The sequence below is a fragment of the Bacteroides sp. L008 genome, assembly GCF_040812255.1.
Lineage (GTDB): Bacteria > Bacteroidota > Bacteroidia > Bacteroidales > Bacteroidaceae > Bacteroides > Bacteroides vicugnae.
Genome location: NZ_JBFNXO010000001.1, coordinates 2615589 through 2628325, shown reverse-complemented (window position 1 = coordinate 2628325; position 12737 = coordinate 2615589). Strand labels below are relative to the sequence as shown.

The following is a 12737-nucleotide window of genomic DNA, read 5'->3' as shown; positions in this document are numbered from 1 at the left end:
ATTTACTGTTTTTACGATTTACTATTTACTATTTTCAGTGGATGAGCGGCTCATCGTTTGATTCGTTCTCACCGGTCATCTTCCAATTCCTCCAGATTGAGCAACCCTTCGGGAAGTTCCACCGTGATGAGTTTCTGTTTCTGGTCTATTCCTACGATAAATTCCTCCTGGGCGGGAACGAGCAGTTCCTCTTCTTCCGCTCCTTCAACCACGAAAAGGGTGTTTACCGTAGTGGTATCTACGTCTATTACTTCTCCCAGAAGTCCGTGATGGATGTCTTCCATCCGGAAACCGATGAAGAAGTTCCAGGACAGTTCGCCGTCTTCCGCTTCTTCTGCGTGTTTCACAGGGAAGTAGACTTCAATGTTGGTGAACATTCGGGCACGTTCGGCACTGTCGACTCCTTCCAGTTTTACCAAGGCGGTGGAGTCTGAACGGAAACGGTATTCTTCGATGAAGAAAGGCACGAAGATGCCATCGAGCAGGCATATCAGGTAATCACAGTCGACACGGTCGAAAATGTCGTCCGTGAAGGTAAACTGCAATTCGCCGTGAATGCCGTGCGGTTTATTGAACAATCCTATCTTGTATACTTCTTCTTTCTTTATCATATCCGGGTGATTCTGGCTCCGATAGCGTTCAGACGTCCTTCGATGTTCTGATAACCACGGTCTATCTGTTCGATGTTACTAATGGTACTGGTTCCTTCGGCGCTCATGGCAGCAATCAGAAGGGCGATACCGGCACGTATATCCGGTGAGGTCAGGCGGGTACCGCGCAGCTTGAAGCCGTGGTTGTGTCCGATGACTACGGCGCGGTGAGGGTCGCAGAGAATGATCTGTGCACCCATGTCGATCAGCTTGTCCACAAAGAACAGGCGGCTTTCGAACATTTTCTGATGAATCAGTACGCTGCCTTTGGCTTGTGTGGCTACAACGAGCATTACACTTAGCAAGTCGGGAGTCAGTCCCGGCCAGGTAGCGTCGGCTATCGTCATGATGGAGCCGTCGATAAATGATTCTATCTGGTATGTTTCCTGTGCGGGAACGTAAATATCGTCTCCTCTCTGTTCGAGCTTGATGCCCAGGCGGCGGAAGCTCTCGGGGATGATTCCAAGATTCTCGTAAGAAACATTCTTGATGGTAATTTCGCTTTTCGTCATTGCCGCCATGCCGATGAAGCTGCCCACTTCAATCATGTCAGGCAGTACGGTGTGTTGCGTGCCGTGCAGCTCTTCCACACCTTCGATGGTGAGCAGGTTGGATGCGATACCGCTGATTTTGGCTCCCATCCGGTTGAGTAACCGGCAGAGTTGTTGCACGTAAGGTTCGCAAGCGGCATTATAAATAGTGGTAGTACCTTTAGCAAGCACGGCAGCCATGACGATGTTGGCTGTTCCGGTGACAGATGCTTCGTCCAGTAACATATAGCTTCCCTGAAGTCTGTCGGCCGTTATTTCGTAGATACCCCGCCCTTCGTCGTAGCGGAAGTCCGCCCCTAAATTCTGAATACCTACAAAGTGAGTGTCCAAACGGCGGCGACCGATTTTATCTCCTCCCGGCTTGGAAATCAATGCCTTGCCGAAACGTGCCACCATGGGACCTATAAGCATCACAGAGCCTCGCAGACTGGAACATTTCTTCAGGAATTCATCGCTTTCCAGATAAGCCAGGTCTACATTTTCTGCTTTAAAACTATAAGAATCAATGCCTTTCTTTGCAACCGTTACTCCCATCTCCCGCAAGAGCTGAATCAGGTTGTTGACATCAAGAATGTCAGGTATATTGTTCACCGTTACTTCCTCTGCAGTCAGCAACGTGGCACAGATTATCTGCAAAACTTCGTTTTTAGCTCCTTGCGGATGAATTTCTCCGCAAAGCCGATGTCCTCCCTCAATCACAAATGAAGCCATTAATTTTAAGTATTAAGTATCAAGTATTAAACACCAATTATCAATTTTAAGTATCAAGTATTAAGTATCAAGTCTCAAACGCCAATAAGCAACCTCGATTAATACTTAATACCTAATACTTATTTTAATATCTTCTCTTATTGTTCTGACGATTGTTGGTATAGTTCGTCTTCGGACGGTAGTTCTGGTTCAGGCGTTCTGCCATCAGCCGGACGATATCGTCGGTCATTTGGAGTTCCCCGTTGGACAGTTCGTACAGGTCTTCGGCAATTTTTTTGTCGTCCACTGTATCTTTGTTCCATGCCAGGTAATCCTTCTTCATGTGGTTGCAGATAAGGGCGATCAGGTTTCTCTTTTCGTTTCCTTCGGGGAATTCGATCGCTTTCTTTATCAGTATTTCCAGCGTATGTCCGTAGTGACGGTAACGCATACGGGCAGTGGAGTAGGGGATATGGTCCGGGCGGGTCACCAGATTGTCCTTGCGGATGATTTCATACGGGTAGTCAATATCCAGCTCAAAACCGGACATGATAGCCAGGTGGTCCCAAAGCTTGTGCTTGAAATCGGGTACATCACGCAAATGGGGGAACATATTTCCCATAATGTTGATGATGGTGTTGGCACAACGCTGACGTTCTGCACGATCCTGAATGGTCAACGCATAATCTACCATGTTCTGGATGCTACGTCCGTATTCGGGAAGCGGCATTCTTTTCTGTTGAGTATTGTATTGCATTTATTAAATAAAAATTGAGAATTAAAAATTAAAAAATTAAAGAAGTTTTTTCGGCATGGAGGCAACGAATTCTTTCAGGTAGAAAGGTTCGAAGTAAGCCACGTCTTTATAGTCTTCATCGGCCACTGCTTTTTCTGCCAGTGGGAACATCATTTTAGCCAACGGATGGATATTGTCGATAAAATGTGCGTTCGGATGCGTAATCTGTCCGCGGCATTTGTCGGCTCCGTTTCCAAAGAAATAAACCGGTTGTTCGTTCAAGTACTCCAGATAAGAGTTCTCATCTACGATGTCGGCGGCAACTGCACGTTTCACTTGTAGACGACGGTCATAAACGGCTGCATATACTTCCATGCGGCGGGCGTCGATCATCGGACAAAGCAAAGCATTTTCGGGCAAGTCGTGATACAACAGCACCGGAACACTCAATACTTCCAGCGTCGGGATACCGATCAAGGGGATATTGCGCCCGTAACAAACTCCTTTCGCCATAGAAACCCCGATTCGGAGTCCGGTGTACGAACCCGGTCCGCAGCTCACTGCAACGGCATCCAAAGGGATGGCATGACTGTCTATGAACGACAATGCTTCATCTACAAAAACTCCTAAAGACACGGCGTGTGAAGGGCCTTTCAAGTCTTCTTTCACAAAAATCGTCTGTCCGTCTTGACTGGCCGCTACCGAGCAAACAGAGGTAGAGGTTTCAATATTCAGTATACACGACATAAAAATCAGCTTATTAAATTGTCGCAAATTTACATGATTATTTCCAATTCTTAAAATATTCGTGTACTTTTGCACAAAACTTTAAGGTTATGATACAGTCTATGACAGGATACGGTAAAGCTACGGCCGAACTTCCTGATAAAAAAATAAATGTAGAAATCAAGTCGCTCAACAGCAAGGCAATGGATTTGTCCACTCGCATCGCTCCGGCGTATCGTGAAAAAGAGATTGAAATCCGTAATGAGATTTCTAAAGTTCTGGAACGTGGAAAAGCTGACTTCAGCCTGTGGATAGAGAAGAAGGAGGGTGCGGATGCTGCTCCCATCAATAAGGAGCTGCTGAAAAGTTATTATAGCCAGTTGGATTCGATAAGTCGCGAACTGGGGATTCCTTGTCCCGCACCGGAAGACTGGCTCCAACTATTACTCCGCATGCCGGACGTGATGACGAAAACGGAAATTCAGGAACTGACGGAAGAGGAATGGAGCGTGGTGCACGCTACCATACTTGAAGCCATCAGTCATTTGGTTGATTTCCGCAAACAGGAGGGGGCTGCATTGGAGAAGAAGTTCCGTGAGAAGATTGCCAACATCAACAGCTTGCTCGAACAGATTGCTCCTTACGAGAAAGAACGTGTAGAGAAAGTGAAGGAACGCATCACTGATGCTCTCGAAAAGACGTTAAGCGTAGACTATGACAAGAATCGTCTGGAACAGGAGTTGATTTACTACATCGAAAAGCTGGATGTCAACGAAGAAAAACAACGCCTTAGCAACCATCTGAAATATTTCATCAGTACGATGGAAGGGGGTAGCGGACAAGGTAAAAAGCTTGGTTTTATCGCCCAGGAAATGGGTCGGGAGATCAATACGTTAGGCAGCAAGTCCAATCATGCTGAAATGCAGAAGATCGTAGTTCAGATGAAGGATGAACTGGAACAGATTAAGGAACAGGTGCTGAACGTGATGTAAAACAGTATCTATCATTTTTAATTCTTAATTCTTCATTAAACTTATGACCGGTAAGCTAATTATTTTCTCTGCTCCGTCGGGTTCGGGCAAATCTACTATTATCAATTATCTGCTGACGCGGAACTTGAATTTAGCGTTTTCAATTTCTGCTACCAGCCGTCCTCCGCGTGGAACGGAGCAGCATGGGGTTGAATATTTCTTCCTTACACCGGAAGAATTTCGCCAACGCATTGAGAACAACGAATTTCTGGAGTATGAGGAGGTGTATAAGGACCGTTATTACGGAACGCTGAAAGCGCAGGTAGAAAGGCAATTGGAAGCGGGTCAGAATGTGGTGTTTGACGTAGATGTGGTTGGCGGATGCAATATCAAGAAGTTTTATGGTGATCGTGCGTTGTCGGTGTTTATCCAGCCGCCTTCGGTGGAAGAATTACGCTGTCGGTTGGAAGGACGCGGAACGGATGCGCCGGAAGTGATTGAAAGTCGCATCGCTAAAGCGGAATATGAATTGGGTTTTGCTCCGCAATTCGATTGTGTGATTGTCAATGACGATTTGGAGGCTGCTAAAGCGGAAGCTTTGAAAGTAATCAAAGAGTTTCTGAATTTGTAGGAGAACTACTAGGGCGGGATGATACAAATGAAAAAACAGAAAACCGGAATCTTCAGCGGATCATTCAATCCGATTCACATCGGGCATCTTGCTTTAGCCAATTATCTTTGCGAGTGTGAAGGGTTGGATGAGATCTGGTTTATGGTGAGTCCGCAGAACCCTTTGAAAGCACAGGAGAAGTTATGGAATGATGAATTACGTCTCGAACTGGTAAAGTTGAGTATCAGTGGCTATCCTCGTTTTCAGGCTTCAGATTTTGAGTTTCATTTGCCTCGTCCCTCATATAGCGTATATACGTTGGAGAAACTGCGCGAGGCATTTCCCGACCGCGAGTTTTATTTCATTATCGGTTCCGATAATTGGGAACGTTTTGGATATTGGTATCAGTCCGAACGTATCATAAAAGAGAATCAGATTCTTATTTACCCCCGTCCCGGTTTTCCCGTCAAAGAAGAGGAATTGCCGGAAACGGTGCGTCTCGTTCATTCCCCTGTATTTGAAATCAGTTCTACTTTTATTCGAGAAGCACTGGATGCAGGGAAAGATGTTCGATACTTTGTGCATCCAAAGGTCTGGGAGACTATCAGTTTACTCTGTCAATCGATGAAGAGTAATAACGATGATTTCTGCCGGAGCGCCGACGCGAATCGGTAATTTGGAGGTTCCTATTCCGTTTGTTATAATCAAAGGTATTTTTGCAGAATTATATGCCAGTCCCGTGATGAAACGATTGCCATAGTGTGAGTTAAGTGCCGGGGCAACTCCGAATACACGGACTTGTCCACCGTGGGTGTGTCCTGCCAGGGCAAGGTCGGTGTTAGCTACTGAAACATCTTCGATATAATCCGGGGTGTGAACCAGTAAGATGACAAAATCTTTGGGAGAGAGTGCCAGAGTAGGTGATACTCCGTTGCGCCCCAGATCAAAAGGATTGCGCACTCCGGCGATAATGATTTGCTGCCCGTCTTTACGAAGCGTATCTACTTCATGTTCTAACGGACGCATTCCGTAGTGTTTCATTGTATTCACAATATCATCGTGGCAACGTTCGTAGTCGTTATTGCCCATTACTCCATAAGTTCCCATCGGTGTTTTTACGCGTGCCAGCGCAGAAAACAAAGGTTCCACATATTCACAACCTTCCTGATAGTCACCACCCATCAGAAGCACATCAGCCTTTTGAGCAATCAACAGGCGGACAAGGTCGTTCAGCCCTTTCTCTTTCAGCAGACTTTTGTAGTGTAAGTCGGAAATGAAAGCGATACGGAAACCTTCAAAGGCTTCGGGAACATCGCGGTGGGTAAAGTCATATTTTACTACACGATCCACTCCTGTATAGACAGAAGATACATTTACGTTGGAAGAAGTGATTTTTGTTCCCCGCAGTACCAGGTCTGACGATTCGTGTGTATCGGTAGAAGTCTTTTTCTTTGTATTCTGCTTTTTGTTTTTAGAAATATTCAGCTCTTTGAGTTGTGAGTGGTCGGGGGAGAATACCCCGGCTATGGCATTAGCCGTATCCGGATAAATAGAATCTGAATTTAAAACAGGGCGTGGCAAGGTAGCCACCATATTCTTTTTCGACTTACAGGAAACCAACAAAAGTAATGTCAACAGGATAACAGGGTAGATTGTTTTTATTTTCTTCATCTTCTCTTAGTTTGAAGTTTTTCGGGGTGCAAAGATACGAAAAATCATGTATCTTTGTCCGTCAAAACTATTTATAATATATTAAAGTATGGAAGAAGTAAAACGTAACTCGCTACAAGCATGGATATTAGCTGCACGTCCCAAAACGCTGACAGGGGCCATAACCCCGGTTATGATCGGTACTGCTCTTGCTGCAATGGACGGACGTTTTCACTGGTTGCCTGCACTGATCTGCTGTCTGTTTGCAAGTCTGATGCAGATTGCCGCTAATTTCATCAATGACCTTTTCGACTTCCTCAAAGGAACAGACCGGGAAGACCGGTTAGGACCCGAACGTGCTTGTGCGCAAGGATGGATTTCTCCGCAAGCGATGAAAACCGGGATTATTATTACGGTTGCTCTTGCCTGCCTTATCGGCTGTACGTTACTCTTTTTTGCCGGGTGGGAATTGATGATCGTAGGAGTGCTTTGTGTGTTATTTGCCTTTCTTTATACCACCGGTCCTTATCCTCTTTCTTACAACGGTTGGGGAGATGTATTGGTGATTGTCTTCTTCGGCTTTGTACCCGTAGGCGGAACATATTACGTACAGGCGCTAACTTGGACACCGGATGTCACTATTGCCTCTTTAATCTGCGGACTGCTTATCGATACCTTGTTGGTAGTCAATAATTATCGTGACCGCGAAGCGGATGCACGCAGTGGAAAAAGGACAGTGATCGTTCGTTTCGGCGAGAAATTCGGTCGCTATTTTTATTTGATGTTGGGGATTACTGCTTCTCTTCTCTGCCTGTGTTTCCTCCGTGAAGGTCATTTCTACGCCGCTTTTCTTCCACAACTTTATCTGATCCCTCATTTCCTTACCTGGAAACGGATGGTGAAAATATACAGCGGTAAAAAATTAAACAGCATATTAGGCGAGACTTCGCGTAATATGCTGCTTATGGGTGTTCTTATTGCAATAGGAATGTTGATAAATTGAGAATTGAGAATTAAAAATTGAGAAATGGCTGCGCTTATAATGCTGTGCAATAGTATTATTTTTCAATTCTCAATTTTTAATTCTTAATTTTTCCCGTACATCTTTTCGTAGTAACCTTGATAATCTCCACTGGTAACTTCTTCCACCCAAGCTTGGTTGGCTAAATACCATTCGATTGTCTTTACGATGCCGACTTCGAATTTAGTTTCGGGATACCATCCTAAGGCATTTGTTATCTTGGTAGGGTCGATAGCATAACGTTGGTCGTGTCCCAGACGATCTTTGACGAAAGTAATCAGATCTTCGTTGATCCAGTCGATTGAAATATCGCCGTTTTCGTCTTTCACTTTCTTTTTGAGAACCTGACGATATTCGGGATTTTCTGCCATCAGACGGTGGATAGTCGAAATTGTCAGTTTCACGATTTCGAGGTTTGTCTTCTCGTTGTGTCCGCCAACGTTGTACACTTCTCCGTCTTGACCTTCACGCACAACGAGGTCGATTGCTTTGCAGTGGTCTTCCACATAAAGCCAGTCGCGCACATTGCTACCGTCACCGTAAACGGGAAGATGCTTTCCTTCGAGGATATTCTTGATAATCAACGGAATCAATTTTTCCGGGAAGTGGTACGGACCATAGTTGTTGGAGCAACGGGTAATCGTCACCGGCATTTTATAAGTGTCGTGGTAAGCCATTACCACCATGTCTGCACTTGTCTTAGAAGCACTGTACGGGCTGTGAGGGCAAAGCGGAGTTGTTTCTGTGAAATATCCTTCGGCTCCCAATGAACCATACACCTCATCGGTAGATACTTGATGATAGCGTACACCTTTTCTCCAAGTCGGATATCCTTGTTCGTCTTTCCCCATTACCCATGCACGGCGTGCACAATCCAGTAAGTTCTGTGTTCCGAGAATGTTGGTAATCAGAAACAGCTGCGGATTTTCAATGCTGCGGTCCACGTGGCTCTCGGCAGCGAAATTCACTACATAATCAAAACGATACTCAGCAAAAAGACCGTCTACCACATCGCGGTTGCAAATGTCTCCTTTGATAAAGACACAGCGTTCGTTGTCGATGTCTTTGGCAATCGTTCCTAAGTTACCTGCATACGTCAAAGCGTCCAATATCACGACTTTGATGTCGTTATGTTTGGCTAAGATGTACTTGATGTAATTTGCCCCGATAAATCCTGCGGCACCGGTCACTAGATAAGTTTTCATATTTTATTCTTTATGTTGATTTTAGGATTGTTTAGCCAATTCGATAAGGTACTTCCCATACTCGGTTTTTTCGAGTTTTTGACCCAGTAGAAGCAACTGTTCCGTCGGAATCCATCCCTGACGCCAGGCTATTTCTTCAATGCAGCTGACGTAGAAACCTTGCCGGTTCTGAATAGTGGCCACGAAGTTGGAAGCTTCCAGCAGACTGTCACAGTTACCCGTGTCGAGCCATGCAAATCCGCGTCCGAAAAGTTCCACTTTCAATGTACCTTCTTCCAGATACAGACGGTTCAGGTCTGTTATCTCATATTCTCCACGTGCTGAAGGACGAAGAGCCGCTGCTTTTTCTGTCACACTGGCATCGTAGAAATAAAGTCCCGGAACGGCATAATTGCTTTTCGGCACTTCCGGCTTTTCTTCCAGTGAAATCACTTTTCCCTGTTCGTCAAATTCCACTACACCATAAGCGCGTGGGTCTTTCACGTAGTAACCGAAGATACAGGCGCCCTTTTCTGTATTGGCAGCCCGGCGGAGCATGGCGGAGAAGCCCTGTCCGTAAAACATATTATCCCCAAGAATCAGACAGCCCGGTTCGCCGTTCAGGAAATCGGCTCCCAATACGAAAGCCTGTGCCAGTCCGTTAGGTTGTTCCTGAATTTTATAGGAGAAAGACATACCCAGTTCCTCACCCGTTCCCAACAAGTCGCGGAACATCGGCAAATCGCGTGGAGTCGAAATAATCAACACTTCGCGTATTCCTGCCAACATAAGTGTTGACAACGGATAATAAATCATCGGCTTGTCATACACAGGCATGATTTGTTTGGAAATCGCTTTGGAGAGCGGATAAAGTCGGGTGGCACTACCACCGGCTAGAATAATTCCTTTCATGTTCGTCTGAGTTATTCATTAACAGTGTGCAAAGGTCGGAAAGAAATCTGAAAGGACAAAAATAATTTGCTAATATTTCAATATGGTAATGTGTCAATTAAGTGATAACTCAGCCAATTGGCACATTATCACATTATCATATTGGCACAGTATTACAACTTGTCCGCCAACTCGATGACTTCCAAGTCCTGAAAGGCCCCCTGATTGATAACAAAACGTACCAAAGTTCGCACCTTGTGGAAACCGGACATGCCGGCAGCTCCGGGATTAATATGTAGCATATCCAGCGTTTTATCATATTTCACCTTTAATATATGAGAATGTCCGCTGATAAAAAGTTTGGGCGGACGTGTCATCAGACTGCCGATGATGGAAGGGTCGTATTTCCCCGGATAACCGCCGATATGTTTAATCAGTACTTCTGCACCATCCACCGTGAAACGGTTTATTTGCGGATACAGCTTTCTGATTTCCTGCCCGTCAATGTTTCCATATACCGCCCGGAATGGACGGAAGGCGGCTAGCCTTTCCGCTACCTCCGGCGAACCGATGTCTCCGGCATGCCAAATTTCGTCACATGGTTCAAAATATTCCAGATATTTCTCGTCCCAGTAAGCGTGAGTATCAGATAATAATCCAATTCTTGTCATAAATTTCTTTGTTTAATCCCACAAAGATACTATATTTGGAAAAATCTTAAAGCACATGGAAAGCAAATATAATTATTTCAAGCGAGATATCAGTTGGCTCTCATTCAATTATCGCGTATTGTTGGAGGCTCTGGACGAGCGTCTGCCGCTCTACGAACGTATCAACTTCATCTCTATCTACTCTTCCAACCTCGAAGAATTCTACAAAATCCGGGTAGCCGATCATAAAGCAGTTGCCTCCGGTGCTACGGAAAGCGATGAAGAAACCGTACAATCCGCCCGTGAACTGGTAGAAGAAATCAATAAAGAAGTCACTCGCCAGTTGGATGACCGTGTACGCATTTATGAAGAGAAACTATTACCTGCCCTGCGCAAAAACCACATTATTTTTTATCAGGACAGCCATGTCGAACCGTTCCACCAGCAGTTTATTAAAGACTTTTTCCGGGAAGAAATCTTTCCCTACCTGCAACCTGTGCCTGTATCCAAAGATAAAATAGTCTCCTTCCTACGAGATAACCGACTTTATCTGGCGATACGAGTCTATCCGAAGAAAGAAGCAAAAGACGAAAGGAAAGAAGATAAAGAAAAAACAGAAGAATCTATTAACAAAGAAAAATATACAGAAGAACGCATAACTCGAAGAAAAAGTGATGGAGCAGATACAAATGTAACAGAATATCGGCAGCCCCTTTACTTCGTAATGAAGCAGCCCTACGCCAAAGTACCCCGCTTCATCGAACTTCCATCCCGCGAGAAAAATCATTACCTGATGTTTACCGAAGATATAATCAAGGCAAACCTCAACCTGATTTTCCCCGGTTACGACGTTGATTCCAGCTACTGCATCAAAATCTCCCGTGACGCTGACATATTGATTGACGACACCGCCAGCAGTGCCGACCTCGTTGCCCAACTCAAGAAGAAAGTGAAGAAACGCAAGATCGGTGACGTCTGCCGTTTCGTCTACGACCGTGGTATGCCTCATGACTTTCTGGACTTTCTGGTAGACGCCTTCCATATTCAGCGCGATGAACTTGTCCCCGGCGACAAGCACCTGAATCTTGAAGACCTGCGTCATCTTCCCAACCCAAACAAATCTCTTCACAGCCTCGAAAAACCGAAGCCAATGAAGCTGACTATCCTTGACGAAAAAGAATCCATCTTCAATCACGTCGCCAAGAAGGACCTGTTATTATATTACCCTTATCACTCTTTCGAGCACTTCATCCATTTCTTATATGAAGCCGTGCACAACCCGGAAACCCGTGAAATCATGGTAACCCAATACCGCGTAGCCGAAAATTCCGCCGTCATCAACACCCTGATAGCCGCCGCCCAAAACGGCAAGAAAGTCACTGTATTTGTGGAACTGAAAGCCCGTTTCGACGAAGAAAACAACCTTGCCACGGCCGAAATGATGCAAGCCGCCGGCATTAAAATAATATACAGCATACCCGGTCTGAAAGTACACGCCAAAGTAGCTCTTATCCGCCGCCGCGGACCGAATGGTGAAAAAATACCCAGCTACGCCTATATCAGCACCGGTAACTTTAATGAAAAGACCGCCACTCTCTACGCCGACTGTGGCCTTTTCACCTGCCGTCCGAAGATAGTGGCCGACCTCTATAACCTCTTCCGCACCCTGCAAGGCAAAGAAGACCCGAAGTTCACCACCCTTCTCGTCGCCCGCTTCAACCTCATCCCGGAGCTGAACCGCCTCATCGACCGTGAAATAGCCCTCGCCGATCAAGGCAAGCAAGGACGCATCATCCTCAAAATGAACGCCCTTCAAGACCCCACCATGATCGACCGCCTCTACGAAGCATCCGAACACGGCGTGCAAATCGACCTCATCGTTCGTGGAATCTGTTGCCTCATCCCCGGACAGTCATACAGTCGTAACATCCGTGTCACCCGTATTGTAGACAGTTTCCTCGAACACGCCCGTATCTGGTACTTCGGTAACGACGGCAAACCCAAAGTATTCATGGGCTCCCCCGACTGGATGCGTCGTAACCTCTACCGTCGCATCGAAGCCGTCACCCCCATTCTTTCCCCCGACCTGCGTGACGGCCTCATCGAAATGCTCAACATCCAGCTCTCCGACAACCAAAAAGCCTGCTGGGTAGACAACAACCTGCGAAACATCTTCAAAAAAAGAACGCCCGGCACTCCCGCTGTACGAGCCCAATACACCTTCTATGACTGGCTAAACAAAACAAATAACTAACCCCCCAACCAACTAACTGACTAACTAACTAACATAAGAATCCCATACCCGTGCCCCAAGCCCGGCAACCTGCAGCCCCCGCACGCCTCTCCGGCCTACTTTTTTCTTTGCTTCTTTCTTTTGTTTCAAGACAAAAGAAAGACGATTGTAATA

Annotated in this window: 13 protein-coding genes; 5 read left to right on the top strand and 8 right to left on the bottom strand. The window is 45.8% G+C overall.

The genetic code is table 11. The features are described from left to right. Nucleotides 1-68: 68 nt before the first annotated feature. The 4 genes from rimM to tsaB all read right to left on the bottom strand — a co-directional run bounded on the left by rimM (nucleotide 69) and on the right by tsaB (nucleotide 3374). Nucleotides 69-611, bottom strand: coding sequence for a ribosome maturation factor RimM (gene rimM / locus AB3G73_RS10530; RefSeq protein WP_122136998.1), 543 nt, complete (start codon nucleotides 609-611; stop codon nucleotides 69-71). After that, the gene (murA, locus tag AB3G73_RS10525) at nucleotides 608-1912 is read right to left on the bottom strand and encodes a UDP-N-acetylglucosamine 1-carboxyvinyltransferase (RefSeq protein ID WP_004306881.1); all 1305 of its coding nucleotides are present in this window, start codon (nucleotides 1910-1912) and stop codon (nucleotides 608-610) included. Before murA ends, rimM begins: the two co-directional genes overlap by 4 nt. Before the next feature lie 124 nt (nucleotides 1913-2036). Next, nucleotides 2037-2648, bottom strand: coding sequence for a DUF4290 domain-containing protein (locus tag AB3G73_RS10520; protein ID WP_148365055.1), 612 nt, complete (start codon nucleotides 2646-2648; stop codon nucleotides 2037-2039). Between the two features lie 36 nt (nucleotides 2649-2684). Continuing rightward, complete coding sequence (gene tsaB, locus AB3G73_RS10515; RefSeq protein WP_148365054.1) at nucleotides 2685-3374, bottom strand: tRNA (adenosine(37)-N6)-threonylcarbamoyltransferase complex dimerization subunit type 1 TsaB; 690 nt, start codon at nucleotides 3372-3374, stop codon at nucleotides 2685-2687. Nucleotides 3375-3463: 89 nt separating this feature from the next. Between tsaB and AB3G73_RS10510 the strand changes: the two genes are divergently transcribed. The 3 genes from AB3G73_RS10510 to nadD are packed head-to-tail and all read left to right on the top strand — an operon-like array spanning nucleotide 3464 to nucleotide 5609. After that, a complete protein-coding gene (locus AB3G73_RS10510) occupies nucleotides 3464-4345 on the top strand; it encodes a YicC/YloC family endoribonuclease (RefSeq protein WP_320975186.1) in 882 nt (293 codons plus the stop codon). A gap of 43 nt (nucleotides 4346-4388) precedes the next feature. After that, entirely contained in the window at nucleotides 4389-4955 is a 567-nt protein-coding gene (gmk, locus tag AB3G73_RS10505) for a guanylate kinase (protein ID WP_234133018.1), read from the top strand. 18 nt (nucleotides 4956-4973) lie between these two features. Beyond that, on the top strand, nucleotides 4974-5609 hold the full coding sequence (gene nadD, locus AB3G73_RS10500) for a nicotinate (nicotinamide) nucleotide adenylyltransferase (RefSeq protein ID WP_258981587.1): 636 nt from the start codon (nucleotides 4974-4976) through the stop codon (nucleotides 5607-5609). Here nadD and AB3G73_RS10495 read toward each other — a convergent pair. Beyond that, nucleotides 5544-6605: a metallophosphoesterase gene (locus AB3G73_RS10495; RefSeq protein ID WP_148365050.1), complete on the bottom strand. Its 1062-nt coding sequence runs from the start codon at nucleotides 6603-6605 to the stop codon at nucleotides 5544-5546. The genes nadD and AB3G73_RS10495 overlap by 66 nt on opposite strands. Nucleotides 6606-6693: 88 nt before the next feature. Between AB3G73_RS10495 and AB3G73_RS10490 the strand changes: the two genes are divergently transcribed. Beyond that, complete coding sequence (locus AB3G73_RS10490; protein WP_195650047.1) at nucleotides 6694-7587, top strand: 1,4-dihydroxy-2-naphthoate polyprenyltransferase; 894 nt, start codon at nucleotides 6694-6696, stop codon at nucleotides 7585-7587. Between the two features lie 83 nt (nucleotides 7588-7670). Here the strand turns inward: AB3G73_RS10490 and rfbB are convergent, their stop codons facing one another. The 3 genes from rfbB to AB3G73_RS10475 form a co-directional block, all read right to left on the bottom strand. Beyond that, nucleotides 7671-8810, bottom strand: a complete 1140-nt coding sequence (gene rfbB / locus AB3G73_RS10485; protein ID WP_148365049.1) for a dTDP-glucose 4,6-dehydratase — start codon at nucleotides 8808-8810, stop codon at nucleotides 7671-7673. 21 nt (nucleotides 8811-8831) lie between these two features. After that, on the bottom strand, nucleotides 8832-9701 hold the full coding sequence (gene rfbA / locus AB3G73_RS10480; RefSeq protein ID WP_297284556.1) for a glucose-1-phosphate thymidylyltransferase RfbA: 870 nt from the start codon (nucleotides 9699-9701) through the stop codon (nucleotides 8832-8834). Nucleotides 9702-9853: 152 nt separating this feature from the next. Then, a complete protein-coding gene (locus AB3G73_RS10475; protein ID WP_148365048.1) occupies nucleotides 9854-10351 on the bottom strand; it encodes a metallophosphoesterase in 498 nt (165 codons plus the stop codon). 55 nt (nucleotides 10352-10406) lie between these two features. Here AB3G73_RS10475 and ppk1 point away from each other — a divergent pair, with 55 nt between their 5' ends. Further along, nucleotides 10407-12584, top strand: coding sequence for a polyphosphate kinase 1 (ppk1, locus tag AB3G73_RS10470; RefSeq protein ID WP_195650048.1), 2178 nt, complete (start codon nucleotides 10407-10409; stop codon nucleotides 12582-12584). The last annotated feature ends 153 nt before the right edge of the window (nucleotides 12585-12737 follow it).

Coding starts and splice junctions, on each gene's coding strand:
- rimM (WP_122136998.1), bottom strand. CDS start 611: ATGATAAAGAAAGAAGAAGTATACAAGATAGGATTGTTCAATAAACCG.
- murA (WP_004306881.1), bottom strand. CDS start 1,912: ATGGCTTCATTTGTGATTGAGGGAGGACATCGGCTTTGCGGAGAAATT.
- AB3G73_RS10520 (WP_148365055.1), bottom strand. CDS start 2,648: ATGCAATACAATACTCAACAGAAAAGAATGCCGCTTCCCGAATACGGA.
- tsaB (WP_148365054.1), bottom strand. CDS start 3,374: ATGTCGTGTATACTGAATATTGAAACCTCTACCTCTGTTTGCTCGGTA.
- AB3G73_RS10510 (WP_320975186.1), top strand. CDS start 3,464: ATGATACAGTCTATGACAGGATACGGTAAAGCTACGGCCGAACTTCCT.
- gmk (WP_234133018.1), top strand. CDS start 4,389: ATGACCGGTAAGCTAATTATTTTCTCTGCTCCGTCGGGTTCGGGCAAA.
- nadD (WP_258981587.1), top strand. CDS start 4,974: ATGATACAAATGAAAAAACAGAAAACCGGAATCTTCAGCGGATCATTC.
- AB3G73_RS10495 (WP_148365050.1), bottom strand. CDS start 6,605: ATGAAGAAAATAAAAACAATCTACCCTGTTATCCTGTTGACATTACTT.
- AB3G73_RS10490 (WP_195650047.1), top strand. CDS start 6,694: ATGGAAGAAGTAAAACGTAACTCGCTACAAGCATGGATATTAGCTGCA.
- rfbB (WP_148365049.1), bottom strand. CDS start 8,810: ATGAAAACTTATCTAGTGACCGGTGCCGCAGGATTTATCGGGGCAAAT.
- rfbA (WP_297284556.1), bottom strand. CDS start 9,701: ATGAAAGGAATTATTCTAGCCGGTGGTAGTGCCACCCGACTTTATCCG.
- AB3G73_RS10475 (WP_148365048.1), bottom strand. CDS start 10,351: ATGACAAGAATTGGATTATTATCTGATACTCACGCTTACTGGGACGAG.
- ppk1 (WP_195650048.1), top strand. CDS start 10,407: ATGGAAAGCAAATATAATTATTTCAAGCGAGATATCAGTTGGCTCTCA.